The 25,655-nt window shown below is 53.7% G+C and carries 21 protein-coding genes; 11 read left to right on the forward strand and 10 right to left on the reverse strand.

Translation table 11 applies throughout. The annotated features are described in order from the left end of the window. Nucleotides 1–53: 53 nt before the first annotated feature. The 4 genes from CWO84_RS15640 (at nt 54) to CWO84_RS15655 (ending at nt 7,510) form a co-directional block, all read left to right on the forward strand. Nucleotides 54–1,352 carry a hemolysin family protein gene (locus CWO84_RS15640; RefSeq protein ID WP_101053690.1) on the forward strand — a complete coding sequence of 433 codons (1,299 nt, stop codon included), beginning with the start codon at nt 54–56 and terminating at the stop codon, nt 1,350–1,352. Between the two features lie 191 nt (nt 1,353–1,543). After that, complete coding sequence (locus CWO84_RS15645) at nt 1,544–2,680, forward strand: efflux RND transporter periplasmic adaptor subunit (protein ID WP_240618076.1); 1,137 nt, start codon at nt 1,544–1,546, stop codon at nt 2,678–2,680. Nucleotides 2,681–2,683: 3 nt separating this feature from the next. After that, complete coding sequence (locus CWO84_RS15650; RefSeq protein ID WP_101053696.1) at nt 2,684–5,809, forward strand: efflux RND transporter permease subunit; 3,126 nt, start codon at nt 2,684–2,686, stop codon at nt 5,807–5,809. A gap of 12 nt (nt 5,810–5,821) precedes the next feature. Beyond that, on the forward strand, nt 5,822–7,510 hold the full coding sequence (locus tag CWO84_RS15655) for a BatD family protein (RefSeq protein WP_240618077.1): 1,689 nt from the start codon (nt 5,822–5,824) through the stop codon (nt 7,508–7,510). A gap of 11 nt (nt 7,511–7,521) precedes the next feature. On the opposite strand, the gene nudE is transcribed toward CWO84_RS15655, so the two are convergent. Both nudE and CWO84_RS15665 read right to left on the reverse strand, forming a co-directional pair. After that, entirely contained in the window at nt 7,522–8,073 is a 552-nt protein-coding gene (nudE, locus tag CWO84_RS15660) for an ADP compounds hydrolase NudE (RefSeq protein WP_101053702.1), read from the reverse strand. 83 nt (nt 8,074–8,156) lie between these two features. Then, nucleotides 8,157–9,668 (reverse strand): MCP four helix bundle domain-containing protein, encoded by a 1,512-nt coding sequence (locus CWO84_RS15665; RefSeq protein WP_101053705.1) that lies wholly within the window; start codon nt 9,666–9,668, stop codon nt 8,157–8,159. Between the two features lie 177 nt (nt 9,669–9,845). On the opposite strand from CWO84_RS15665, the gene yrfG reads away from it, so the two are divergent. Then, nucleotides 9,846–10,502: a GMP/IMP nucleotidase gene (yrfG, locus tag CWO84_RS15670; protein ID WP_101053708.1), complete on the forward strand. Its 657-nt coding sequence runs from the start codon at nt 9,846–9,848 to the stop codon at nt 10,500–10,502. On the opposite strand, the gene rhlB is transcribed toward yrfG, so the two are convergent. Further along, nucleotides 10,441–11,781 carry an ATP-dependent RNA helicase RhlB gene (gene rhlB / locus CWO84_RS15675; protein ID WP_101053711.1) on the reverse strand — a complete coding sequence of 447 codons (1,341 nt, stop codon included), beginning with the start codon at nt 11,779–11,781 and terminating at the stop codon, nt 10,441–10,443. The genes yrfG and rhlB overlap by 62 nt on opposite strands. Before the next feature lie 89 nt (nt 11,782–11,870). Between rhlB and trxA the strand changes: the two genes are divergently transcribed. The 5 genes from trxA (at nt 11,871) to CWO84_RS15700 (ending at nt 17,081) form a co-directional block, all read left to right on the forward strand. Continuing rightward, entirely contained in the window at nt 11,871–12,209 is a 339-nt protein-coding gene (gene trxA / locus CWO84_RS15680) for a thioredoxin TrxA (RefSeq protein WP_171697068.1), read from the forward strand. A 174-nt stretch (nt 12,210–12,383) separates the two neighbouring features. Continuing rightward, the gene (gene rho / locus CWO84_RS15685) at nt 12,384–13,640 is read left to right on the forward strand and encodes a transcription termination factor Rho (RefSeq protein WP_033157583.1); all 1,257 of its coding nucleotides are present in this window, start codon (nt 12,384–12,386) and stop codon (nt 13,638–13,640) included. Between the two features lie 231 nt (nt 13,641–13,871). Further along, the gene (locus CWO84_RS15690) at nt 13,872–15,542 is read left to right on the forward strand and encodes an ABC transporter ATP-binding protein/permease (protein ID WP_084153348.1); all 1,671 of its coding nucleotides are present in this window, start codon (nt 13,872–13,874) and stop codon (nt 15,540–15,542) included. A gap of 43 nt (nt 15,543–15,585) precedes the next feature. Beyond that, nucleotides 15,586–16,686 (forward strand): glycoside hydrolase family 5 protein, encoded by a 1,101-nt coding sequence (locus CWO84_RS15695; protein WP_033157581.1) that lies wholly within the window; start codon nt 15,586–15,588, stop codon nt 16,684–16,686. Nucleotides 16,687–16,820: 134 nt separating this feature from the next. Then, a complete protein-coding gene (locus CWO84_RS15700) occupies nt 16,821–17,081 on the forward strand; it encodes a hypothetical protein (protein ID WP_033157580.1) in 261 nt (86 codons plus the stop codon). Between the two features lie 5 nt (nt 17,082–17,086). Here CWO84_RS15700 and CWO84_RS15705 read toward each other — a convergent pair whose 3' ends face one another. Together CWO84_RS15705 and CWO84_RS15710 are read right to left on the reverse strand one after the other, a co-directional pair. Continuing rightward, complete coding sequence (locus tag CWO84_RS15705) at nt 17,087–17,545, reverse strand: molybdenum cofactor biosynthesis protein MoaE (protein WP_033157579.1); 459 nt, start codon at nt 17,543–17,545, stop codon at nt 17,087–17,089. 1 nt (nt 17,546) lies between these two features. Further along, nucleotides 17,547–17,780: a MoaD/ThiS family protein gene (locus CWO84_RS15710; RefSeq protein ID WP_101053714.1), complete on the reverse strand. Its 234-nt coding sequence runs from the start codon at nt 17,778–17,780 to the stop codon at nt 17,547–17,549. Nucleotides 17,781–17,833: 53 nt separating this feature from the next. On the opposite strand from CWO84_RS15710, the gene moaC reads away from it, so the two are divergent. Beyond that, nucleotides 17,834–18,322, forward strand: a complete 489-nt coding sequence (gene moaC / locus CWO84_RS15715; protein WP_033157577.1) for a cyclic pyranopterin monophosphate synthase MoaC — start codon at nt 17,834–17,836, stop codon at nt 18,320–18,322. Between the two features lie 15 nt (nt 18,323–18,337). On the opposite strand, the gene CWO84_RS15720 is transcribed toward moaC, so the two are convergent. From CWO84_RS15720 to CWO84_RS15740, 5 genes are all read right to left on the reverse strand, one after another. Next, nucleotides 18,338–18,919, reverse strand: a complete 582-nt coding sequence (locus CWO84_RS15720; protein ID WP_033157576.1) for an outer membrane protein assembly factor BamC — start codon at nt 18,917–18,919, stop codon at nt 18,338–18,340. Between the two features lie 5 nt (nt 18,920–18,924). Next, nucleotides 18,925–19,743, reverse strand: a complete 819-nt coding sequence (locus CWO84_RS15725) for a carbon-nitrogen hydrolase family protein (protein WP_033157575.1) — start codon at nt 19,741–19,743, stop codon at nt 18,925–18,927. A 70-nt stretch (nt 19,744–19,813) separates the two neighbouring features. Then, complete coding sequence (locus tag CWO84_RS15730) at nt 19,814–23,614, reverse strand: YhdP family protein (RefSeq protein WP_101053717.1); 3,801 nt, start codon at nt 23,612–23,614, stop codon at nt 19,814–19,816. A gap of 9 nt (nt 23,615–23,623) precedes the next feature. Continuing rightward, nucleotides 23,624–25,081, reverse strand: a complete 1,458-nt coding sequence (gene rng, locus CWO84_RS15735) for a ribonuclease G (RefSeq protein ID WP_033157573.1) — start codon at nt 25,079–25,081, stop codon at nt 23,624–23,626. After that, nucleotides 25,078–25,653 carry a nucleoside triphosphate pyrophosphatase gene (locus CWO84_RS15740; RefSeq protein ID WP_033157572.1) on the reverse strand — a complete coding sequence of 192 codons (576 nt, stop codon included), beginning with the start codon at nt 25,651–25,653 and terminating at the stop codon, nt 25,078–25,080. Before CWO84_RS15740 ends, rng begins: the two co-directional genes overlap by 4 nt. Nucleotides 25,654–25,655 lie beyond the last annotated feature (2 nt).

Genomic DNA, 25,655 nt, shown 5'->3' on the forward strand with positions numbered 1-25,655 from the left:
CGGAACGAATTGGCGTAAGACCGACACATTTTAATTTTGGACGCGATGAAACGATGGATATTGGCCTGATACTGATTTTAATCCTGATCAACGGTGTGTTTGCAATGTCGGAAATGTCGCTGGTCTCTTCCGGACTGGCGCGCTTGCAGAAACTGGCCGGTGAAAAACGCGCGGGTGCGCGCACCGCACTGAAATTGCACCAGGATCCGTCCCGATTTTTGTCTACCGTGCAGGTCGGCATTACCTCGGTCGGTATTCTCAGCGGCGCGCTGGGCGAGGATGCCTTGACCGAGCCCCTGTATCGGCAACTGCAGAACATTCCCCTGCTGGCTCCCTATGCCCAAAGCATTGCATTAATCGCCACGGTATTTCTGATTACTTATTGTTCGGTAGTCATAGGTGAACTGGTGCCTAAGCGACTGGCCTTGCTGCATCCGGAGCGGATTGCCGTATTTATCGCCCGGCCCATGCACACCCTGTCACTGGTTGCCAGCCCTATCGTCTGGCTGCTGTCGTCGTCCAGTACGCTGATACTGCGGCTATTTGGCGCGCATCGGCCGCCGCAGACCAGTGTCACCAACGAAGAAATTAAACTGCTGATGGAAATCGGTGCGGAGTCCGGGGTATTTCATGCCAGCGAAAGCCATTTGGTCGGTAACGTCTTGCAACTGGATGAACAAATGCTGGGTGCGGCCATGACGCCCCGGCAACAGATATACGCTATCGATTTAAGCGATCCGGAAGCGACAGTGCGTGCCGAAATTGCCGACTGTCCTTACGCCCGGGCAGTAATTTGCCGGGACGGTCTGGAAAATGTGGTCGGAATCTTGCAGAGAAGCGATCTGCTGAAACTGGCGATGGCCGGCGAGACCTTGGATATAGCGCCGATCCTGCATACGCCGCTATACGTGCCGGAAGCCATGACGCTAAGGCAATTACTGGAGTTTTTCCAGGAAAAGCGAGCCGATCTGGCGCTGGTCGTCGACGAATATGGGGATATTGAAGGCTTGGTCACGCTGAGCGATGTGCTGAAAGCCATCGTCGGCCATCTGCCCAGCCGCACCAATCTGGACGTCGATGTGGTGCAACGTAGCGACGGCTCATGGTTGGTGGATGGCGGCTTATCGATTCAGCGTTTGAAGACGGTGATCGGTATAGACGGCAATTTGCCCGGCGAAGCCGACAACGCCTATCACACCGTCGGCGGCTTTATTTTGTTTTACCTGGAAAAAATTCCCCAAGTAACGGACAACTTCGAATATCGGCAGTGGCGTTTCGAGATCGTCGACATCGACGGTACTCGTATTGACAAGGTGTTGGTCAGCGCCAAGCCGCCCGAGGCCGCAATTTAACGCTTTGCCACATTGGGTTTGTCGGCCTAAAGCGCAATAGGCGACACCTGAGTTATACGCCAACATTGCTTGCATCGGCATTCGCTTTACATCGTTAGATTACCTGACGACCTAGAAAATCACCTGGTAACGTAGAAGTAGCCCGTGATTTGTTAGTTGTTTGAAAAGATTTTTTGCTTAAAGGACATACCATGAAAGCTAAGCTCCATACGTCATTCCGCTCCTCGCCGCTTATGGCCGCGCTGTTTTTGCTGAGTTTTGCCTTGCCCGCCCTTGGCGCGGATCATAAACCCTTATTGGAAGCCTCGCCCGCCCTGTTAAAGCTGCTAAGCATCGCCGAAGTCAAACCCGGCGAAGTCGGCGAGTCGTTGAATCTTTCGGCTCGGGTGGAGTTGGATCAACATAGGGTCGCACGCATCGGCGCCTCGGTAACCGGACGGATTACCGAAATCGATGCCATGCTCGGCCAAGCGGTAAAAAAAGGCGAACGTCTGGCGCTACTGAACAGCACCGAGCTGGGTAAAGCTCAGTCCGACTATCTAAAAGCCGCGTCACAAGTCAATTTGCGGCGGATTACCGTGAAACGTGCCGAGCGTCTACTGGAAAGCGGCGTGATCTCGGAAGCCGAGTTTCAGGAGCGGCAGAGCGTGTTGACTGAAGCGGATGTGGATTTACGCGCCGCCGCCGACCAGTTGCGGGTCATGGGCATGAGGGATGCCGATTTGCAGCGCATAGACAAACAACGCAGCATTCACTCCTTTTCGCCGGTTACCGCCAGCATAGACGGCGTCGTCATCGAACGAAACGTCGCCATCGGCCAGGTGGTACAGCCGGCAGACGCTTTGTATACCGTTGCGGACTTGTCGCAGCTGTGGCTGGTGGCGGAAATTCCCGAGCAACAAGCGCATTGGGCGCGGCAAGGCGATCAAGCTTTCGCCGAAGTGCCTGCACTGCCTGGGCAGGAAGTGAGCGGCAAACTGATTTACGTCGCCGATATGGTCGATTCGGATACCCGCACGGTGACGGTGCGGATGGCCCTGGCCAATCCGCAGCGTCTGTTTAAGCCGCAGATGCTGGCAACACTGAAAATCAGCAAGCCCGGTTCGCAATCTTTGATCGTGCCCAGCCAGGCCGTGGTCAGGGAAAATGATAAGGATTTTGTGTTTGTGGAAACCGCTGCCGCACGTTTTGAGTTGCGCCCGGTACGTTTGGGCCGCGAAGAAGCGCAGAAACGGCCCTTATTGGAAGGCTTGAAAGCGGGTGAAAAAATTGTCGTGGGCGGCGCGTTTCATTTAAATAACGAACGCCTGCGCAGCACATTGGAGTAGAGCATGATTAACAGCCTAATAGCAGCCGCTCTGCATCAACGTGTTCTGGTGGCGGTGCTGGCAGTGGCGGTCACGCTGTTCGGCGTGCGCGCCGTGCAGCAGTTGTCGGTGGATGCATTTCCGGATGTCACCAATATCCAGGTTCAAATTGCCACCGAAGCGACCGGCAAATCGCCGGACGAAGTGGAACGCCTGGTCACCGTGCCCTTGGAAATAGCGATGGCCGGCCTGCCGGGTCTGGAAGAAATGCGTTCGATGAATAAGAACGGCTTGTCTTTGATCACGTTAATTTTTACCGATAAGACCGAGGTTTACTTTGCCCGGCAGTTGGTGATGGAGCGGCTGATAGAGGTGAAGCAGCAGATGCCGCAAGGCATCAATCCGGTGCTGGGGCCGGTGTCCACCGGCTTGGGCGAGGTGTATCAATACACCTTGGAACGCGACGACGACGGTCAGCGGGCCTTGACCCAGGAGGAATTGCAACAGCGCCGCGAAGCCCAGGACTGGGTGGTACGGCCGTTGCTGCGCGGGATTCCCGGCGTGGCGGAAATCAACTCCCAGGGCGGCTATGTCAAGCAATACCAGGTGTTGGTTGACCCCAACCGCTTGCATCATTACCGGATTTCATTGACTGAAGTATTCGAGGCGCTGGCCAGAAATAACGCCAACAGCGGCGGCGGCGTACTGCCGCATTATGCCGAGCAATATCTGATTCGCGGCGTCGGCTTGATCAACGACGTCAAGGACATCGGCAATATCGTCTTGAAGGAAGAAGACTCCGTACCGGTGCATATGCATGATGTCGCCGAAGTCAAAATCGGCCACGAAGTCCGGGCGGGTGCAGTGCTCAAGGACGGCTACACCGAATCCGTGGGCGGCATTGTCATGATGCTGCGCGGCGGCAACGCCAAGGAAGTGGTCAGTCGTATTAAGGCGCGAGTGGCGGAAATCAACGCGAAAGGCATGCTGCCGCATGACCTGAAAATTGTTTCCTATTACGACCGTAGCGATTTGGTGGATGCGGCTTTGCATACCGTGACCAAAGTTCTGCTGGAAGGCATTGTGTTGGTGGTGATCGTGTTGTTCCTGTTTCTGGGCGATGTCCGCTCCAGTCTGATCGTGGTCAGCACCTTGATCGTCACGCCCTTGGTGACGTTTATCGCGATGAATCAGCTGGGTCTGTCCGCCAATTTGATGTCGCTGGGCGGCTTGGCGATTGCCATTGGTTTAATGGTCGACGGTTCGGTGGTCGTGGTGGAAAACGCTTTTCGTTTGCTCGGCGAACGCAAGGGCCGCGCTACCAGCCGGGTGCGCGTGGTGCAGACCGCGGCACAGGAAGTGGCCACGCCGGTATTGTTCGGTGTCGGCATCATCGTGCTGGTATTTTTGCCGCTGATGACGCTGCAAGGCATGGAAGGCAAGATGTTCGCGCCGCTGGCTTATACCATTGCGATTGCCTTGCTGATTTCGTTGATCGTGTCGTTGACCTTATCGCCGGTACTCTGTGCCTTTTTACTGGAAGGTCACGACGGCGAACATGACACCCGGCTGATCGCTTTCATCAAGCGGATTTATTTACGGATGCTGGATTGGGCGATGGCCAATCGGCTGAAGGTGGTGGGCGGTGCGGTCGGTGTGTTTGCCGCGACTTTAGCCTTACTGCCCTTGCTGGGCACATCGTTCATTCCGGAAATGAAGGAAGGCTCCATCGTGCCGGGCATTAACCGGATGCCGAACATTTCGCTTGAGGAAAGCATCAATGTGGAGATGCAGGCGATGAAAATGGTGATGGCAATCCCCGGCGTAAAAACTGTGGTTAGCGGTGTGGGGCGCGGCGAAAGTCCCGCCGATCCGCAAGCGCAAAACGAGTCCACGCCTATCGTTACATTAAAACCGCGGGAAGAATGGCCGAAAGGCTGGACTCAGGACGACATTGCCGATGCGATGAGCGCGAAACTCACCGAAAACTTGCCTGGCATGCAGGTGGTGATGGCCCAGCCGATTTCCGACCGGGTGGATGAAATGGTCACCGGCGTGCGTTCCGACGTGGCGGTGAAAGTCTTCGGTGACGATCTGGCTGAACTGAAACGCCTGGCAGACGCCATTGCCGGGGTGGCGAACGACGTGAACGGTGCCCGCGATATTCGGGTCGAGCGTTTGACCGGCCAGCAATATTTGAATATTACCGTCGATAGGCAGGCCATTGCGCGCCACGGTTTGAATGCCTCGGACATTCACGATGTCATAGAAACCGCGATAGCCGGCAAGGTGGCTACCGAGATTTATCAAGGCGAACGGCGCTTTTCGGCGGCGGTGCGTTTGCCGGAGCGATTTCGTAACAATATCGGTGCCATCGATGCGTTGATGCTGACGTCTGCGAACGGTGCCCGCGTGCCGCTGGGCGATGTCAGCAATATCACCTTAAACGATGGTCCGGCCTTGATCAGCCGGGAAATGGGTAAGCGCCGGATTGTCGTGGGGATTAACGTGCGCGACCGGGATTTGGGCGGCTTCGTCGCCGAGCTGCAAAAAGCCGTGGCGGACAAAGTGCAATTGCCGGAAGGCTATTATCTGCAATGGGGCGGCCAATTTCAGAATATGGAACGGGCTTTGGGGCATTTGCAGATGATTATTCCGGTCACTATCGCGGCGATTTTCTTTTTGCTGTTTATGTTGTTTAAATCGCTGCGCTTTGCCGCGTTGATTATTCTAGTGCTGCCGTTTGCGTCGATTGGCGGCATCATCACGCTGTTTCTCAGCGGCGAATACCTTTCGGTACCGGCGTCGGTGGGATTCATCGCCTTATGGGGCATCGCGGTGCTGAACGGCGTGGTGTTGGTCTCGTATATTCGCTCCCAGCGCGAAAGCGGCCTGAGTCTGGAGTATGCGATACGCCGCGGTTGCGAACAACGTTTTCGGCCGGTGATGATGACCGCCACGGTGGCCTTGCTGGGTCTGGTGCCGTTTTTATTCGCCATCGGCCCAGGTTCGGAAGTGCAAAAACCCCTGGCTATCGTGGTGATCGGCGGCTTGATTAGTTCGACGCTGCTGACCTTGGTGGTATTGCCGGTGTTATACGGCTGGTTTGATGACCGTCCTGATGTTCATAAACCTTTTTCAATGAAGTAAATGATCCATTGTATGCATAGACATAGTTACTCGTGGCTGCTGTATGGCCTGTTAATGCTGCTCAGCGCCGCGATACAGGCGGCGGAGATTCAAGTAGCGGTTGACCGCAACCCGGTTGGCATTAACGAATCGTTTCAAATTACCTTTACCGCCAGCGAAGAGCCGGACGGCAATCCGGAGTTTGCGCCCTTGCAGGAGAATTTTGAAATTCTCAGTCAGCAGCGCAGCACCAGCTCCTCTTGGGTCAACGGCAAAAGTAGCCGGACTGAACAATGGATAGTCCGGGCGATGGCCAAACAAGCCGGCGAGTTGTTTATCCCGCCGATTGCCTTCGGTGCCGATAGCAGCAAGCCGTTAAAACTGGTCGTCAACGAAAATACCGCCGCTCCGCAAGGCAACGACGACATATTTCTGGACGTGACCGCCACGCCCGAGCAACCTTACGTGCAGTCGCAGGTGCTGTACACGCTGAAGTTGTTCCGCAAAGTACAGATTACCCAGGCCAGCCTTAGCGAGCCGGAAATTAAGGATGCGCTGGTCGAAAAGCTGGGCGAGGACAGCACCTACGCCACCCAAGTCAAGGGCGTGGATTACTGGGTGACCGAGCGCAAATATGCCATTTTTCCGCAACAGAGCGGGGTATTTACCATTGCGCCGCTGATTCTGAATGCCGAATACCTGAGCAATCAACGCCAACCGCGTTTCAACGGCTTCTTCAATCGGCCGGATACCGAAACTCGGCGGGTGGCTTCAAAAGCCATCACTTTAAACGTGCAAGCGGTGCCGGCCAGCTTTAAAGGCCCGAACTGGTTGAGCGCCGAGTCATTAACACTCAGCGAAGCTTGGTCCGACGCCGGCTTGCAAACCAAAGTGGGCGAACCCTTGACCCGCACGCTGACGCTGAGCGCGAAAGGCACCACGGTCGGCCAGTTGCCGGAGCTGCTCGATAAAACCGCTATCGACGGCATCAAAACCTATCCCGACCAACCGCTGCTGAAGGAAGATAAAGACAGCGACGGCTTAACCGCGCTGCGCGAGGAAAAAATCGCCTTCATCCCTTCCAAGCCCGGCGAATATACCTTGCCGGCGCTGGACATCGTTTGGTTCAACACCAAAACCCAAAAAATGGAAACCGCGCACCTGCCTAGCGTCAAGCTCACGGCCCTAGCCGGCAACACGGATGCCCAAAATTCCGCACAGCCCGCTACATCAAGCACGCCGCAAGAGCCGGTAACTAGCCCGATGACCACGTCGCCGATTACCGTGACCAACAGCAGCGACACCCGCTTTTGGCAAGCTGTATCGGCGACGTTGGCGCTGGGCTGGCTACTGACTATTGTTGTACTTTATCGCCGTCCTTCCGGCAAAGTGCCAACGAATAAGCCTGTTGAACGAGTGCCGGAAACTGCCATGGAAAAGACGCTGAAACGCGCTTGTTGGGAAAATAACCCGCAGGCCGCCAAACAGGCCTTGTTGCAATGGGGTAAGGCCGAGTTCGGCGCGGAAAGTTTGGGTGCAATTGCGGCGCATTGTCACGAGGCGCTGCGTGAAGAGATTTTGGCGCTGAATCGCTTGTTATATTCCGGCCAAAGTCAGGACTGGCAAGGCCGGAATCTTTGGCAGGTGTTTTCCACTAAACCGGCAGCGGTCAGCGGCAAAGGCAAAAGCGACGACGGTTTGGAGCCCTTGTTCAAGATTTAAGGTTCGATTCCTCAGCCGCGCCCGCTCAGATGCGCCAACGCCATGTACAAGGCAGCAATCGAGCGGGCTTCACTGCATTCGCCGCTGGCTAGCAAGGTATCGATACTATTCAAGGGCCAAGGCACCACTTGCAGCTCTTCGGGTTCGTCGCCGACTAGTTTTTCCGGATACAGGTCTTCAGCGAGAATAATATCTATCGTGTGTTCCAGATAGGCCGGCGCCAGCGATACACGATGCAAATGGTGTAATTTGGCCGCGCCGTAACCGATTTCTTCTTTCAACTCGCGATTAGCGGCGTCCAGCATATCCTCGCCGGCATCCAGCTTGCCTTTCGGTAACCCCAGCTCGTAACGATGGATGCCGGCGGCGTATTCCCGAACCAGCAGCACAGTATCTGCATCCAGCATCGGCACCACCAGCACCGCGCCGTGCGAGGCGCTACGGGCCAGTCGTTCGTATTGGCGGCGCTCGCCGTTACTAAACTCCAGGTCCAGCGCTTCGATGCAGAATTGTCGGGTTTGGGCGATGACGGTTTGTTTGAGGATTTTTGGTCTGTTGGGCATCGGCTCAGGGTCTACAGCTTGGTTGTTGGTTGGGTTGCTGACGCGGGTTTGCTTTCAATGCCAAGATCGGCGTGAAAGTACTTTCAACTATTCGCTAACTTAAAAAAACCAACCACGCTTTGCAGTTGTTCGGCTTGGCCGTTCAATTCCTCGGCGGTTGCGGCCATTTCTTCCGAGGCGGCCGCGTTTTGTTGCGTCACTCTATCCAACTGCCGCATGGCCTCGCTGATTTGTTTGATACCGCTGGCTTGTTCTGCTGACGCGGCATTGATCTCTTGGACCAGATCTGCTGTTTTCACGATGTCCGGCAGCACATGGCCGATGAGCACCCCGGCTTTTTCCGCAATCGAGACGCTGTTGGACGCCAACTCGTTGATTTCCGCCGCCGTTGTGCGGCTGCTTTCCGCCAATTTACGGACTTCCGCCGCCACCACCGCAAAACCTTTACCGTGTTCGCCGGCCGAGGCGGCCTCGATTGCCGCGTTTAAGGACAATAAATTGGTTTTGTAGGCAATGTCTTCGATCAGCCCAATTTTTTTGGCGATATGTTTCATGGCATTGACGGTTTCGATTACCGCTTCGCCGCCTTGCTTGGCCTCGCTGGCGGATTTGCCGGCCATCTGTTCGGTGACATGAGCATTTTCGGTATTTTGTTGCACCGAGGCGCTGAGTTGTTCGATGGAACTGGTGGTTTCTTCGACACTGGCCGCCTGCTCGGTGGTGGCTTGGCTGATCGATTGCGCGGTTGCGCTGACTTCCTTGGAGGCCGAACTTAACACGTCGGCATTACCCAGAACTTGCTGGACAACGTTACTAAGCTGATCGCGCATGCCTTTTAAATCGTACAACAAACTGCCGGTGTCGCCTTCCCGCAGCTCTATCGCCACGGAAAGGTCGCCGGCGGCCATGGTATTCACCGCTTCGGCAGCATAGCCGGGTTCTCCGCCAAGCTGGGTCATTAAGCTTTTGGTGATCAGATAGCCGGCAACGCCGCCAATCAGTACGGAAACTAGCGCCAGCGTGGTAATCAAATTCACGCTTTGATTGACCGTTTCCTTGGCTTCTAATCCGGATTGTTTCATTAGCTTGGTTTGGAAATCAATTAGCGCGTCTACCGAATCTATATACTCGGTTTGCAACTTCCTGACTTGGGACAGTAGAAAATCCGCCGCTTCCGCTTGCTTGCCATCGCCGGCCAGTTTGATGAACTGATCCTGGGCATTTACGTAAGGTGTCCGGGCGTCCAACACTTTTTTGAGTGCGGCTTTACCTTCCGCGCTGCTAATAGTCTCGTCGAGTTTATCCAGGTTTTCCTTGATAGCTCGCCGTGCGTCTTGAATGCGGGCCAGTTCCTTATCGATGGTGGCGCGGTCTTTGATAATCAGGGTATTGCGCATCGAGCGGGCAATTACGTTGATGTTGCCGATGACGTCGTTGGCCCAGACCGTTTTCGGAAATTTATCGTTGACCATGTTGTCGATGTTGGACAATAGGTCGTTCATGCTGTTGATGCTGATGCCGGCAATCATGGTCAGCAGCAGCAAGACTCCGCTAAAACCCAAGCCTAAACGGGTTCTCACTTTCATGGTGCTCATGAATTTAACTCCTTTCGACGGTTGATGCCGTGACAGAACAGATATAAAAGCTTTTAATCCTTTTTCTAATAGACATCAAGCCTAGCTGAACTTAGGGATTTTCCGGTTAGAATAAAAAACTAATTTAGGCCGTGTTTGGGAATGACAAGCGCTATTGAATGAAAGGGATAAACTAAAATGCTCGACTGGAAACAAATCGATACCGTACTGCTGGACATGGACGGCACTTTGCTGGATTTGAATTTCGATAATCATTTTTGGCAGGAGTTTGTACCCTTGCGCTTTGCCGAACTGCATAGTCTAACGCTTGAGGACGCCAAACAGCAGTTGGCGCCGCGTTTCAAGGCCATGGAAGGCAAGTTGGAATGGTATTGCCTGGATTATTGGACCCAGGAATTGGCTTTGAATATCGCCGAATTGAAGCAGGAGTTGGCCGGTTTGATTGCGGTGCATCCACATGTCACCGAGTTTCTCGATGCGGCGCGAGCCAGCGGCAAGCGGCTATTGCTGGTGACGAACGCGCACCGCGACAGCTTGAATCTGAAAATGGAAAAAACCTGTCTGCATGGGTTTTTCGACGAAATCGTGTCGTCGCACGATTTTGGTTTTGCCAAGGAGCAGCAAGGTTTTTGGCAGATCCTGCAAGACCAGCATCTGTTTGCAAAGGATAGAACGCTACTGGTAGACGATAGCGTTGCGGTACTGGCGTCCGCCCGGACGTTCGGCATTGCTCATCTGGTGTCGATCAGCAAGCCGGATAGCCGACGGCCGGTTAAGCAGGTTGCTGAGTTTGCGGCGGTGGAGGATTTTCGGGCGTTGATGCCTGGTTTGTAGCAGGTGCTGGACGCGCCGGCCTATGCTCTCTGGGTTTGTGCTCCGAGCGCGGCGGGCGTTTGTCGCGCGGCATGACCCGTTCGCGCGGCTCGCGGCGTTGGGGCTTGATCACTTCTTCCACCATCAATTCCGGCGTGATGCTTTGCACCGGCACTTTCTCACCGATGTAATCCTCGATGTCCGGCATCGAGTACGCATATTCTTCGCAAATAAAACTGATCGCCTCGCCGCTGGCGCCGAAACGGGCAGTACGGCCAATCCGATGTACATAATCTTCGACGTCTTGCGGCAAGTCGTAGTTGAACACGTGAGATACGTCCGGAATATGCAGGCCGCGCGCCGCCACGTCGGTAGCGATCAGCAGCGTGACCCGGTTTTCCTGGAAGTCGTTAAGCAGGCGCTGGCGCTTTTCCTGGGGCACGTCGCCGCTGAGCATAGCCACTTTATGGCCGTTGGCAGCCAGGTAATCGTCGAGCTGCTCGGCGCAGCGTTTGGTGTTGACGAAAACGATGCTGCGCTGCGGTTGGTGATGTTTCAGCAAGCCCAGTAAGAGCGGGATTTTTTGCTCATTGGCCGGACAATAAGCCACCTGATTGATGGCCTTGGAGGTCACTTCCTCGGATTCGATACGAATCAGCACCGGATTGTTCATGTGCTCGTAAGCCAGTTCGGTGACTTTATAAGACAGTGTGGCCGAAAACAGCATGTTCAAACGTTTTTCCGCCGGCGGCATGCGGCGCAGCAGGAAGCGGATGTCTTTAATAAAGCCCAAATCGAACATGCGGTCGGCTTCGTCCATCACGGTGACCTGGATGTTATCCAAAGTGAAGGCGCCTTGCCGGTAAAAATCGATAATGCGGCCCGGTGTGCCGATAATAATGTCGACATTGCCTTTGATTTTATCCAACTGCTTTTGATAGTCGGTACCGCCGTAGATCAATGCAAATTTCAGATTCAGATACTTGCTGAGAGCCACCGCGTCTTTGTGAATCTGGATCGCCAGCTCGCGGGTTGGAGCGAGAATCAGCGCGCGCGGGTTCTTGATTTTTTCGCTTTCGTCGTTGATCAGGTGCTGAAAAGTCGCCAGCAAAAATGTGGCAGTTTTGCCGGTGCCGGTTTGGGCTTGGCCGGCAATGTCCTTGCCGCGTAAAGACAAGGGCAAGGATTTATCCTGAATGGGTGTGCAGTTGATGAATCCTGCTTCTTTCAGACCTTTAATGATGGAGTCGGACAGCTCCAAATTGCTAAAACGTGTTTCCGTCAAATGTGTTTTCTTCATAGCCCGATAGAATAAACTAAAAAGCCGCGCGGTTGAAATCGATTGACAATTAAAGCGCCGCGAAACTATAGTCTTGACTTTGTAAACTAATGGAGAATGGCGTGAGCGACCTAGTCCTTCATGTATCAGACGCTGATTTTAATGAAACTGTGTTGAAAGCCGGTGCGCCGGTGTTGGTCGATTATTGGGCAGAATGGTGTGGTCCATGCAAAATGATTGCCCCGGTTTTGGATGAAATTGCATCCGAATATCAAGGCAAACTCACTGTTGCCAAGCTGAATATCGACGAAAACCCCAAAACCCCGCAGCACTACGGTGTGCGCGGCATCCCGACCTTGATGCTTTTTAAAGGCGGTGAAGTGGAAGCGACTAAAGTTGGCGCCTTAACCAAATCCCAATTGGCTGCGTTTATCGATAGCAACATATAAATCAAGCCGAATAACCGGATTTATTAAAAATGTTTTTGATAAGTCCGGTTATTGCGCTAGAATTTTCCCCGCTTGCTTCTTCGCATTCTGAACGTCCTTAACAAATCCAACAACTACCTGCCGCTGTAAACAGCACTCTGCTGTTTTGCATTTCTTTCATTTCCCTTAATCAACATGAATCTTACCGAGTTAAAACTTAAACAAGCCACTGAAATTATTGCAATCGCTGAATCCTTGGGTCTCGAAAACATCGACAGAGCCCGAAAGCAGGAATTGATTTTTGCGATTTTGAAGAAACAGGCGAAGAGTGGGGAAGATATTTTTGGCGATGGGGTTTTGGAGATATTGGCGGATGGATTCGGTTTTTTAAGAACACCGGGTTGCTCCTATTTGGCGGGCCCCGACGACATTTATGTATCGCCCAGCCAGATCAGACGTTTCGGTTTACGCACCGGTGACACCGTTAGCGGCAAAATCCGCCCGCCGAAGGAAGGCGAACGCTACTTCGCGATGTTGAAGGTCGAAAGCATCAACTTCGAATCGCCAGAACAATCCAAAAACAAAATCTCCTTTTCCAACCTGACACCGCTGTTTGCCAATAAACGTTTCCGTTTGGAGCAAGGCAACGGCACCAGTGAAGATTTAACCGCCCGTATCATCGACTTGATCGCCCCTATCGGTAAAGGCCAGCGTGGCTTGATCGTTTCGCCGCCGAAAGCCGGTAAAACCATGATTATGCAAAGCATCGCCCATGCGATTGCCGAGAACAATCCCGAGTGTTATCTGATCGTGCTCTTGATCGACGAGCGCCCGGAAGAGGTGACTGAGATGGAGCGTTGCGTGCGTGGCGAAGTGGTTTCCAGTACCTTCGACGAACCCGCTACCCGTCACGTGCAAGTGGCGGATATGGTCATCGAAAAAGCCCGGCGCATGGTTGAACACAAGCACGACGTGGTTATCCTGTTAGACTCGATTACCCGTCTGGCCCGTGCTTACAACATGGTGGTACCGTCTTCCGGCAAACTGTTGTCCGGTGGTGTCGACGCTAATGCGCTGGAAAAACCCAAACGTTTTTTCGGTGCGGCGCGGAATATCGAAGAAGGCGGCAGTTTGACGATTATCGCTACCGCGCTGGTGGAAACCGGCTCGAGGATGGACGAGGTGATCTTCGAAGAGTTTAAAGGCACCGGTAACATGGAACTGCATCTGGAGCGGAAAATCGCTGAAAAACGTATCTATCCGGCGATTAACATCAACCGCTCCGGCACGCGCCGCGAAGAATATCTGGTCGATCCGGACGAACTGCAAAAAACCTGGATTTTGCGCAAAATCCTGCAGCCAATGGACGAGTTGGCGGCATCCGAGTTTTTGCTGGGCAAACTCAAGGACTTTAAAACCAACGCTGCATTTTTCGATTCGATGAAGCGCTGAGCGCAAAACCTCTGTACCGACGAGCGCTACAGCGCTCGTCACAAACTCGTCAAACATCCCCACCGCTGTTTTTCTCTTTTTTGTCATAAAACACAGAAGCCTAGACTCATTCTGATGTGCAGCCAGCAGCGCGCCAGCACATTTGATGGTTATCGATGCGATTAATTTTGTTATATTGCGCGACGACCTTAAACGAGGAGTATGGCCTTGCGAACAACCAGCAAATTTTTTATGCAATTCGTCCGATTAGCCGGCCCTTTCTGGTGCTCGGAAAATAAGACGACCATTCGGACCTTATCGGCGTTTTTGGTCGCGTTAACAGTGGCGCAAATTGCGGTCTCGGTCATTATTACCGAATGGAGCGCGGATTTATTCGATGCCTTGGAGCAGCGCTCTATGTCGAGGCTGTTTACCCAAGTTGGGTTGATCGTCTTGATTTTTATCGCGAATATGGCAATCACGGCGACCCATTTGGTCGTCAAACGCCGCTTGCAACTGAGCTGGCGGGGCTGGTTAACCGATAAATTGATCGGGCAATGGATGCGCGACGGCCGGCATTATCTGGTTACCCACTTACCGGGTCAGCACGATAATCCTGACGGACGCATCGCCGAAGATGTCCGCATTTCCACTGAATACGCAATCGATCTGTTACACACTTTCTTTTACTGCGTACTGTTGTTGACCAGTTTTACCGAGATCCTGTGGACCTTGTCGGGGACCGTTACGGTAAATCTAGGTTTGGTCGAAATCCCGGTTCAAGGCCATTTGGTCTGGTTGGCGTTGATTTACGCCGCTAGCGCATCCACGCTGGGTTGGTGGATAGGTAAGCCGCTCACTATGGCTACCGACAATAGACAGACCGTGGAAGCCAATTTCCGCTTCGCGCTGGTCAAAGCCCGGGAGAATGCGCAAGCCATTGCCTTGATCCACGGTGAGCGCCATGAGAATCCGCATTTTCATCATTTATTCGGAAACATTGTCGATGCCTGGAATCAGCAAACCCATGCCTGGCAGCGGATCACCATGTTCAGTTCCGGTTATTCGATATTGTCCATGGCATTTCCTATCTTGGTGTCGGCGCCGCGCTTTATTCTGGGTACGATCAGCCTGGGAGCGTTGATGCAATCCGCGCAGGCTTTCCAGCAAATGGTCGCGGCTTTGTCCTGGCCGGTTGACAATATGGGTAAGGTTGCGGAATGGCGGGCCTCTGTCGAGCGAGTTTTGGGATTGAGCAAGGCCCTGGAGCAATTGGAACGCGAAATAGCCAAGCCTGACCCCTATCGGATTCGCTTGGTGAAAAGCGACAAATCCGTATTGGCGTTTCGCGATTTATGCATTTCGCGTTTGGACAGAATCGTCTGCGTGTCCACTCTCAATGAAGAAATCAAGGCCGGAGAGCGGGTGTTGATTGCTGGCAATGCGTTTTCCGGTAACAAGCTGTTCAAAGCTATAGCAGGTCTGTGGCCATGGGGCGAAGGCATAATTGAATTGCCGGATGATGAAACCATGTTCTTTATGCCGCCGCGTCCTTATCTGCCTACCGGTACCTTGCGCGCGTCGATTTGCTACCCATCCAACCCCTCCACTTTCGATCAGCAGATACTTGAAAATGCCCTTCAACTGGCCGGAGTGAAAGAGTTGGAGGAACAGCTCGACCAGGTTGCCGATTGGGAGAAGAATCTTGAGCGCGAACAACAACAACGCTTGGGCTTGGTGCGGCTGTTGTTGCACAAACCCAAATGGATATTGATGCAGGAAGCCTTTGATTCGCTCGACCCTGAAAGCGAAGTGGACATGGTCAATCTAATCCATAAAAGGCTCACGGATTCCGCTGTCCTGACCATCACCAAGGTGCCCAATATACAGGCTTTGTACAAGCGGCGGATTACGCTCTGCTAACGGGAAACGTGCTCTAAGGCGCTTTGTTACAGGGGCTATCCGAATGTCTGCCAAAAAACTGCGCGGGGTCAATCTGGGCGGATGGTTGGTTTTAGAAAAATGGATGACGCCCAGTTTGTTTGCCGGGTTGAATGCCAGGGACGAGACCAGTTGGTGCGTCGAATTGGGCCGCGAAGCCGAAACCCGTTTGCAGCAACATTGGCAAACCTTCATCACCCGCGCCGACTTTGCCTGGTTGGCGCAAGTCGGGATCAATGCGGTACGCATCCCGGTTGGCTATTGGCTGTTTGCAGCCGATTATCCCTATCATCATAGTTTCGGCGCCGTGCGATTTCCTTTTGTCGGCGGCGGCATGGAGGTACTTGACCGGGCTTTCGATTGGGCTGAAGAATTTGGCTTAAAGGTCGTTGTCGATCTCCATGCCGCGCCCGGCTGTCAGAACGGTTTCGATAATGGCGGCATCCAGGACGTTTGCGAGTGGCATACTCAAAACAGCTATATCGACTATTCCCTGGAGACCCTGGAGCGATTGGCCCAGCGTTACGGCAAACGCGCGGCATTGCACGGAATTGAGATCTTAAACGAGCCGCGCTGGGATGTGGATACTGAACTGTTGAAACGTTACACCGAAGCCGCTTATTGGCGCATTCGCCGCCATTGTCCGGCTGAACAGGTGGCGGTGATATTTCATGATGGTTTCCGGTCGTTTCGCGAATACGCCGGTTTTTTACAGTCGCCCGAGCATGGCAATGTGATCTTTGACATACACCGTTATCAATGTTTTGTGCAGGACGATATCGACAGGGATATTTATCAGCATTTGCAAAAAGTGGTTTGCGATTGGAAAGCAGAAGCTGACGAGATTATCAGCGGCCTGAGTTTGCCGACCTACGTCGGCGAATGGAGTTTGGGGTTGGATGCAAAACTGGCGGCGCTTTGGGCCGAGGGGCTTTTCGATCATGTCCATACGGAAATGGACGACATGCAGTTCGATATCGCTTGTCGCGGCTACGCGGCCGCCCAACTGGCCGTGTTCGAAAAGTATCTGGGCTGGTTTTTCTGGAGTTATAAAACCGAGAATATGCCGCAATGGAATTTTCGGGAATGCGTCGAGCGTGGCTGGTTACCGGGTAAGTATGCTTGACGCTTGGGGCTATTGCTAAAATATTTGGTATTTTAAGTGGGGGATTTGCGTTCTGGAACGTCTTACTATTAACAGCATCATAGCAATCATGCCGCATGGGTATGCTTTAGCCGATAATGATGATTAGGTGTAATATGAAAACAAGACGATCTCGAACCAAATTGGACAAAATGTCGCCGGAAGCCTTGGATGCCTGCTTCCCGTCTGCGCGCTATTTTCAAGTTCACTTCGAATATCTGCATGAAACCATCAATGAACTGAAACAGCAGCTTACTCAGTCCAACCAGCAAATTGCCGAACTGCAACAGCAGCTGCAAGCCCAGTCATTGGCCGAAATGCCAACGGTAAATTATGCTGCCGAGACAAAGTCCACGGGTAATTTGCGTCAGTCTTAACAGCCCTAAGGTTGCTTTAGATAGCCGTCACTGTTCTTTTCGACCCAGCGTGTTTGTCCGGATTCCAAGGTTTCCCGTTTCCAGAACGGTGCCTGGCTTTTCAAGTTTTCCATAATGAAGCGGCTGGCGTCAAAAGCGTCGCCGCGATGCGCGGACCACACTGCCACCAGCACCAGCGTATCGTTGGGCCATACCTGGCCGATGCGATGGATCAGCAGCACGTCTAATAACTGCCACTGACTTTGGGCTTGTTCGACAATACGCTGTAATTGCTTTTCGGTCATCCCTGGATAATGCTCCAGGTACATACCGCGTACCTCGTCGCCTTCATTGAAGTCGCGCATGCTGCCAACGAAAACGCCGGTGGCGCCGTATTTGCCGGCCATGTCGACCGCCTGAGCTTGAAAATCGGCCAGTTCTTGCCAGGGGTCGAAAATCTCGGCGCTAAGTTTGATGGTACTCATTTCAACCTCCGGTCACCGGTGGAAAAAACGCCACGTCGTCGCCGTCGCTAACTTCGGCATCCAGACCGACATACTCCATATTGATCGACGCCAATACCGTGCCCGGCATGTCCATGTGCGGATTAGCGCGATGCCAGACCTCTAGCACTGTCAACGGCGCATCGATTGTCAGCTCGTCGTAGCTGCGGCCGATGCGATCCTTCAAGCTTGCAAAGTAAAGCACTTTAATCGACATCTTTATTCACCCGGTAATACAATGCTTGGCTGATTCCACTTGCCTAGTATGCCATGTCCCATTCGCCGCTCACTCATTTTAATGCCGCCGGAGAAGCCCATATGGTGGATGTCGGGGATAAGGCCATCACCCAACGTCAGGCGGTTTGCGAGGGGTACATAGAGATGCAGCCGGAAACCTTGGCGTTGATTGTGTCCGGCACCCACAAGAAGGGCGACGTACTGGGCATCGCCCGCATTGCCGGCATCATGGCCAGTAAAAAAACCGCCGATCTGATTCCGCTCTGCCACCCGTTGCCGATCAGTCATGTCGAGCTTAGCCTGCAAGCCCAAACCGACTTGAGTCGGGTCTATTGTCAAACCACAGTGAAGACTACCGGCCAAACCGGCGTGGAAATGGAAGCCCTCACCGCGACCCAGATTGCCTTGCTGACCATTTACGATATGTGCAAAGCCGTGGACCGCGGCATGACGATTCAAGGGGTGCGTTTGCTGGAAAAAAGCGGCGGCAAATCCGGGCACTGGCGCCGGGACGACGCTTAAATCAAGCCTTGCCGCTTACTCGTCGGCCTTCTTGTCAGGCGGGCGGTTGATGATTTTTTCGTCTATGGCTTTGTGTAGCAAACGAATCAGCTCCGCCGAGCCATCTTCGCCAAACTCCAAGTCTTCCGGTTTTGTCAGGCTGGCGTTGACGGTTAAGCCACGCCGCTCTTCTTTCAACTTGATGGTGTATTCGGCTTCGTCGTAATCATTATTCAATAAAGCGCGCAACAAGCCGACATCTTTGCCGCTGGTGTCGGGGTCATAACGCACCTGAAAGCGTTGATCTTCCTGGCTTTTATCCAGCACTTCGATATTGCTGATTTTCAATGCCGTGGCGACCATTTCCCAAGCCCGGTCGGGGCGGGTTTTCAAGGTAAGCACAGGCTTGCCCCCTTCGTCGGTAAACGCCATCAAATCGGCCAAAGCCGACTTAGGCTTTAAATCGTCGGCAGCCACTGCCGGCTGCGGATTGGTATGTTCTATCGGTAAAACCGGCGGCAGTTCCAGGTGGTGGGTATCACGGTATTTGTCCGGCGCATCCGCGCAAGCCGTCAGCAACAGGCAAGGCAGGCTGTAAGTCAGCGTTCTTAACAACATAAGGCTCACTCGCAAAAAAAGCGTCTATGTTCCAGCACCGGGAAAGACAGGCGGGTTTTTTCCAGGCGGCTTTTATCGACTTCGGCGCTGACAAAGCCAGGGCCGGTTTTGTAACAATCCAGTACCACGCCCCAAGGATCGATCACCATGCTGTGGCCGTAGGTTTGCCGGCCATTCATATGAAAGCCGCCTTGGTTTGGCGCGATGACGTAGCAGAGGTTTTCGATGGCGCGGGCCCGCAACAATACTTCCCAGTGCGCGGCGCCGGTTTTGGCGGTAAACGCGGAAGGGATCACCAATATATCCAGGCCTTGCCGGGTCATCGGCCGGAAAAATTCCGGAAAGCGTAAGTCGTAGCAAACCGCCACACCCAGCCGGCCGAACGGCGTATCGATCACGCAGGAGGCGTCGCCGGCTTCGACGGAGTCGGATTCGCGGTATTCCTCGGCGGTATCCGGCACGCTGACGTCGAATAAATGCACTTTGTCGTAGCGGGCGACTCGCTCGCCCTGCTCGTTGTAGATCAAACAAGCCGCGCGGACTTTATTGGCGGCGGTGGCCTGCATCGGCATCGTGCCGCCTATCACCCATATGCCGTATTTTTTGGCTATGGCGGCCAGAAAATCCTGAATCGGGCCGTTTCCATCCTGCTCGCTGACTTTAACCTTGTCGTATTCGTTCATACCCATGATGGCAAAGTTTTCCGGCAAGGCTACCAGTTTCGCACCGGCTTTCACGGCTTCGGCGATCTGTTTCTCGGCTTCAAGCAAATTGGCGCTGACTTGCGGTCCGGAGGCCATCTGGATGGCGGCACATATGGTCATGAGGTGTCCCTGATTTTAATTGTTTTCTATAGTTTTAACTGTTGGGGAGCCGTTTATTCGGCAGAGCCGTTCATTTGCTCAGCGACTCCAGCCAGCCGCCGGTTAAGCCGCGCCAAGCCTTTTGCACCAAGCCGTCTTGATCGTGTAACGGCGTGACCTCGACATTGCCCCAGGGCCCGGCGAGTTTGTATTGCGAGCCGAAAAAATAACCTTCTTTGTAATCGTCAGTCACCACTTGGGTAATGACGGCAGCGATACCGCCCACGATTGTACCAGCAATCGGCACCGCCCCGGAACTCTTGGGCACGACGGCAACGCGGTGGTCCATGGTCTTTTTTACTAGGTCGGCGGTCCCGGCTATGCTGAGTTTCGCCGATACCGCGTCGATTAATAAATTGTCGGTATAGGCTAAGCCGTTGCTGATTTTGAAGTCGCCGGTAATCTGATCAAAGGCCAAGCCCTGGCGGTAGACGTCGGTAAAATCCAGGCTCAAGCGCTTGGCCCATTGTTCCATCGCGATCAAGCCCAGCAAGCGGCCAAAGCCCGGCTCGATGCTGGAAATGCGGCCGTCACTGAACTTCAGCTGCATTTGCCCGGTCAGGTTGGCCGCTGAAAATTGCTGCGGGGCGCCGCGCCAGCCGCCGTTGAAATTGATTTCGGCGTGTGTGCCTCTCAAGTCGTCGGTAAAACCTAGCTGCGACAGAAACAAGCCGAAACCGTTCATGTTCAGTTTGCCGGTTAATTGCGTCGAACTGCCACCGACCAGTTTGATCCAGTCCGCACTGAAATCTATCGTACCGGCCACGCTGGCCAGTTGCACGTGTTTGAAATGAATGCCGTTGATCAGCCGCTCGGTATTCAGCTTCAAGCTACCCAAATCCACGCCGCGCCATAGCAGTTGTTTGCTGTCGATCTCGATCAAGGGCAAGTCGGTAACGACGTCTTCTGCCGCGTCGAAATTCAGGCTATCCATCGCCGACAAATTCAGATAATCCATTTGCAGCTTGATGATGTTGGTGCCGCCGCGCTGGTCGGGGATCGTCAATTTGCCGCGTGCCATCGCGCTGTCCAACGTGGCTTGCCAAGCTTGATTGATATGCTGCAACCGGCATTTTAGCGCGCCGATGTTCTGGCCTTGCCAGATCAGTTGCTCGGTATCCAGAATAACTTCTTTTAACGCCGGCAAACGTTGCTGGGTTTCGTTGTCGGAGAATGCGGCAAGCGCGTCGGACAATTTGAATTGCGGCTGCTTGATTTCCAGCTTCAACCCTGCCGGTTCGTAAAAGTCCGCCGAGTTCCGGCCGAACACTATATGCCCGGAATGGAGTTGATTTTGTTTGCCGTCGATCAACAGCGCAGCGTTCAACTCCTTGCCGTAAGTAATTTTTAGTGGCAAGTATGGGCTGTTGTTAAAAATAAAGCTTAGATTCAATGCTTGCTCTTGATCGGCCGATTTGGCTAGAGCATCCTGGGTGTTGATCGTTACGCCCTGTAAGTTGCTGTTAATGCTCAGGGTGGACGGCTTAGCCGCATCGTAAGGCAGCGTCAATACGGTTTGATAATTCAAGCTGCCGTCGGCAACCTGGTTTTTCAGGAAACTGAATTGCTTTTCCAGGCGCTGGATGTCGGTGGTACCGTCTATCAGGATTTGCGTGGCGCTGGCATCGCTTTGCAGGATGGCATGTATCGGATAACCCAGGGTATTGCCTTCCAGGCGGTTGCTGCTGACCCGGTCTTCGGTAAAACGCAGCACGCCGCTGATGTCGTTGACGGCCAGATCGACGGGTTTGACCAGCAAGCGGGCCTTATCCAGATGCGCATCGACTTTGACGGTGGTCGGCAGCGTTTCGTAGTAAGCAATTTTCAGATCCAGATCGACCTGAGTATGGCCATCCGGGGCCAACACTTTAGCCAGCGGATCGATTTTGGCGCGTAACGGGGTTTTTTGCAGATACTGCAAGCTTTGCGGCAGCTTGCTCTGCACCTGGCCTAACACGTAAACATAATCGCTATTGGCCAGGTCAGGAATTGAAACCACGGCTTGATTGATGTCGACATTTTCGCTATGGCCGCCGTTAATCGCCACGTTCAGATCCGCACCGAGGAATTGCACATCGGCATGCACCGCACGCAAATGCGGCCACAGGGCGTTGAACTGAATTTCGCCGTCGTCTATCTCAAACACTACTTCAAATAGGCCGGGACCGTTAGTGAACGGGAAGTCCGCTAATCTTCCGTTCAAGCGCATTTCGCCCTTGTCGATATGCCCGCCGATAAAAGCATCGTCCAGCCAGGCTACCGCATCCTTGCCCATGATTTTGGCCGGCAGGTATTGCGGTACGTTACTGATGTCTTTGAAATTGTCAAAACGAGTGCGCATATCAATGACAGCGCTGTCGTCATTCTTGGGGATGCTGAGTTGCAGATGGGTCTGCGTGTGGAAGGCTGCGCTGTCCAGTTGCAGATTTTCGCTGGCGATTTGCCAGTCGCTGTCGGTTTGCCGCCAGTTGATTTGGCCTTGTAAACGCGGGACGTCCAGGCTACTCCTAAACATTTGCGGCGCATTGAATTTGGCGTTTGTACTGTCGAATATCAGTTGCCCGCCCTGGTCACCGGCAATGATCGAGCCGCTTAGCTCTTGTAATTGCGGCACGTCGCCTTGCGCATCGTTGCCCAGTTGGCTGAAATGGCCGTTGAGCGCATAGCGTTGCTGATTGCTCTCAGCGTAAAACGACAGATCGCGCAAAGTGCCGCGTGGATTGAGTGACAGCCATTTAGCCCAATCGGTTTGCTCTGCCGGTAGAAACGGCGGAATCAAATGCATCAAGGCTTGCAAATTCAACTGTTTGATCACGCCGCTGAGGTTGCCTTGCGCATCTTGCTGTAGATAGAGCTCGGCATCCCGCCAGCGCTGATGATTGGCGAAAACGTTGACGTCGTAGGCACTCCAACGTTGCCGGCCGTTTTGCTCGGTCCAGGCCAGATTGCCTTCAAAGGTATCGAGTTGCAGCGGTTTGCCTTGCTGTCTGCCGAGTTTAATCTGTTGGCCTTGCAGATAACCGCTAACTTGGTAAGGCATCGAGTCGCGCCATTGGCTCCAGATCCGCATATCGCCCGAGCCGGATTCCAAATGCAAACCCAGCGGTAAATCCTCGATCAGCCAAGCCGGCCCTTGCAGATTGCTGCCTTCCACATAAATTTGGCCGTTGATGCCATTGGCCTGAAAGATATTGCCGTCAAGCCGGGCGGAAATGCGCAAGTTATCGCCGTATTGCTCCGGTAAACTGCTAACTAGATGGATCTCGTGGCTTTGATCCAGATAGTGGTTTTTGATCAGCAAATCGAAGTGTTCGACAGTCACCGGCGGCCGATGCCGCTTCAGATCCTGCCACGTCACCTGGCTTTGCAGGATCTCGTATTTGCCGCCTTGTAACAGCCACAGCGGTTGTCCGTCGCTGCTTTGCAGGCCTTTGATGCTGAGGCTGCCGTCCTCATTACGCAGAATATCCAGTTTGGCGCCCACCAGCGTCACCCAACCGGCGGCCATAGGGTCCTGGGTCAATAGCCATTCCAGTAAATCGATGCCGATCCGCACTTCTTGCAAACGGATAGCCGGCTTCGCCCGGGCTTCGGCGCCTTCGATAGCGATTTCCCGCAACAATAATTCCGGGCTGAAGCCGCGCATATTCGCGCCCAGTTTGCCGATATGCAGCGGAATGCCGGTGGTCTCGCGGACTTTTTGTTCCAGCGTGATGCGGTAATCGGCAATGTCGATCAAAAAAACCCGTACCGCGCTCAAGAGGAGGGCAATCGTGATCAGCGACCAGAACAACAGGTGTCGGGTAGCCCGGGTAACGTGGTGAATAACCAAAATAGCCGCCTATAACAACACCACGTCGTAGTGCTCCTGGTTATATTCGGCTTCGGCGCGGATTTTAATACCGACTTTCAAGAACATTTCCAGCTCTGCCAGCATATCGGCTTCTTCGTCGAGCAGCATTTCCACGACCTGTTCGGAAGCCAGTACCAGGATTTGCTGGACATTGTATTGCCTGACCACGCGAATGATTTCCCGAAAAATTTCCAGGCAGATCGATTCGGCGGTTTTCAAGACGCCGCGACCGCCGCAGGTCGAGCAAGGCTCGCAGAGGATATGTTCCAAACTCTCGCGGGTACGTTTGCGGGTCATTTCCACCAGACCCAACGCGGAGACTTCGGTGATTTTGGTCTTGGCGTGATCCTTGTCCAGGTTGCGCTGCAAGGCCTGCAACACCTGCTTCTTGTGGTCCTCACTCTGCATATCGATGAAATCGATGATGATGATGCCGCCCAAATTCCGTAGCCGCAATTGCCGGGAAATGGTCTGGGCCGCTTCCAGATTGGTCTTGAAGATGGTTTCTTCCAGATTGCGACCGCCGACGTAGCCGCCGGTATTGACGTCAACGGTGGTCATCGACTCGGTCTGATCGAATACCAGATGGCCGCCGGATTTGAGTTTAACCTTGCGGTCCAAGGCCTTGCTGATTTCGTCTTCCACGTTGTAAATATCGAACACCGGCCGCTCGCCCGAATAATGCTCGATCACAGAAACGATTTCCGGCACGAAGGTTTCGGCGAATTCGACCAAGCGTAGAAAGGTTTCCTTGGAATCGACGCGGATTTTTTCGATGCCGTCCTTGTACAAATCCCGCAAGGTGCGGATGCTGAGCGGCAGGTCTTCATGGATCAGGGTTTTGACTTTGGCCTTGCTGCTTTTTTCCAGGATGGATTCCCAGAGTTTGTGCAAAAAAGTCATGTCGGAATACAAAATCACGTCTTCCACACATTCGGCGGCGGTGCGAGCGATGAAGCCGCCCGGCACCTGGTGTTTCAGCTGATAGGCTTCGATGCAAGCCCGCAAGCGGGTGCGTTCGGATTCGCATTCGATACGTTGCGAGACGCCGGAGTTACCGGCATAGGGCATGTAAACTTGGTAGCGGGAGGGGATGGAAATATCGGTGGTCAACCGCGCCCCTTTGTTGCCGAGCGGATCTTTGGTGACTTGCACCACCAATTTTTGGCCTTCCTTTAAATAGTGTTCGATATTTTCCGAGGCTCTTTCGGCCAGTTCCTTGCTGCTGAAATCGGAGAGATGCAAAAACGCCGCCTTTTCCAAACCAATATCCACAAAAGCCGCCTGCATGCCCGGCAACACCCGGCACACTTCGCCTTTGTAAATGTTACCGACCAAACCTTTTTGCCGGACCCGTTCGATAATCAGCTCTTGCAGGACGCCGTTTTCGATCACCGCGACTCGGGTTTCCGGCGGCGTGACGTTGATTAATATTTCTTCGCTCATTGGATGATGTCTATGCCTGCTAGGCTTAATAATTGCGCGGTTTCGAAGAGCGGTAAGCCCATTACTCCGGAAAAACTGCCGGTGATCGATTCGATAAATACGCTGGCCAAGCCTTGAATCGCATAGGCGCCAGCCTTGTCGTGAGGTTCCCCGGTTTGCCAGTAAGCGACGATTTCCTGGTGGCTCAAGGGCCTAAAGCGCACTTCGCTGACGCTAAGCGCTTGCCAGTGTTGCTCACCACGTAAGGATACCGCGCTATAGACTTGATGGCTGCGGCCGGATAAATGACTGAGCATTTCAATGGCGTGCTGCAAATCGTCCGGTTTGCCGAGGATGCGGCCGTCGCAAATCACGCTGGTATCCGCGGCCAATACCGGTAAATCAGTGCCGACCGTTGCCAGACAGAGCGCCGATTTTTCTGCGGCTACCCGTTCGACGTAAGCAGTCGGTGTTTCGCCCGGCCGCGGCGTTTCGTCGATGTCTACCGCCATGATACTGTGACGGATGCCGATTTGCTTGAGCAATTCGCTGCGGCGCGGCGAGGCGGAGGCCAGGATCAGTTGTGGGTGCATGC

The sequence above is a fragment of the Methylomonas sp. Kb3 genome (genome assembly GCF_002834115.1).
GTDB lineage: Bacteria > Pseudomonadota > Gammaproteobacteria > Methylococcales > Methylomonadaceae > Methylomonas > Methylomonas defluvii.

Bases quoted from the DNA above. Each gene is read 5' to 3' on its own strand.
- CWO84_RS15740 (WP_033157572.1), bottom strand. From the start codon at position 25,653: ATGCACCCACAACTGATCCTGGCCTCCGCCTCGCCGCGCCGCAGCGAA.
- CWO84_RS15690 (WP_084153348.1), top strand. From the start codon at position 13,872: ATGCAATTCGTCCGATTAGCCGGCCCTTTCTGGTGCTCGGAAAATAAG.
- CWO84_RS15695 (WP_033157581.1), top strand. From the start codon at position 15,586: ATGTCTGCCAAAAAACTGCGCGGGGTCAATCTGGGCGGATGGTTGGTT.
- CWO84_RS15705 (WP_033157579.1), bottom strand. From the start codon at position 17,545: ATGAGTACCATCAAACTTAGCGCCGAGATTTTCGACCCCTGGCAAGAA.
- rhlB (WP_101053711.1), bottom strand. From the start codon at position 11,781: ATGAAGAAAACACATTTGACGGAAACACGTTTTAGCAATTTGGAGCTG.
- CWO84_RS15655 (WP_240618077.1), top strand. From the start codon at position 5,822: ATGCATAGACATAGTTACTCGTGGCTGCTGTATGGCCTGTTAATGCTG.
- rho (WP_033157583.1), top strand. From the start codon at position 12,384: ATGAATCTTACCGAGTTAAAACTTAAACAAGCCACTGAAATTATTGCA.
- CWO84_RS15710 (WP_101053714.1), bottom strand. From the start codon at position 17,780: ATGTCGATTAAAGTGCTTTACTTTGCAAGCTTGAAGGATCGCATCGGC.
- CWO84_RS15665 (WP_101053705.1), bottom strand. From the start codon at position 9,668: ATGAGCACCATGAAAGTGAGAACCCGTTTAGGCTTGGGTTTTAGCGGA.
- trxA (WP_171697068.1), top strand. From the start codon at position 11,871: ATGGAGAATGGCGTGAGCGACCTAGTCCTTCATGTATCAGACGCTGAT.
- yrfG (WP_101053708.1), top strand. From the start codon at position 9,846: ATGCTCGACTGGAAACAAATCGATACCGTACTGCTGGACATGGACGGC.
- CWO84_RS15645 (WP_240618076.1), top strand. From the start codon at position 1,544: ATGAAAGCTAAGCTCCATACGTCATTCCGCTCCTCGCCGCTTATGGCC.
- CWO84_RS15700 (WP_033157580.1), top strand. From the start codon at position 16,821: ATGAAAACAAGACGATCTCGAACCAAATTGGACAAAATGTCGCCGGAA.
- CWO84_RS15720 (WP_033157576.1), bottom strand. From the start codon at position 18,919: ATGTTGTTAAGAACGCTGACTTACAGCCTGCCTTGCCTGTTGCTGACG.
- moaC (WP_033157577.1), top strand. From the start codon at position 17,834: ATGTCCCATTCGCCGCTCACTCATTTTAATGCCGCCGGAGAAGCCCAT.
- CWO84_RS15650 (WP_101053696.1), top strand. From the start codon at position 2,684: ATGATTAACAGCCTAATAGCAGCCGCTCTGCATCAACGTGTTCTGGTG.
- CWO84_RS15640 (WP_101053690.1), top strand. From the start codon at position 54: ATGGATATTGGCCTGATACTGATTTTAATCCTGATCAACGGTGTGTTT.
- CWO84_RS15725 (WP_033157575.1), bottom strand. From the start codon at position 19,743: ATGACCATATGTGCCGCCATCCAGATGGCCTCCGGACCGCAAGTCAGC.
- nudE (WP_101053702.1), bottom strand. From the start codon at position 8,073: ATGCCCAACAGACCAAAAATCCTCAAACAAACCGTCATCGCCCAAACC.
- rng (WP_033157573.1), bottom strand. From the start codon at position 25,081: ATGAGCGAAGAAATATTAATCAACGTCACGCCGCCGGAAACCCGAGTC.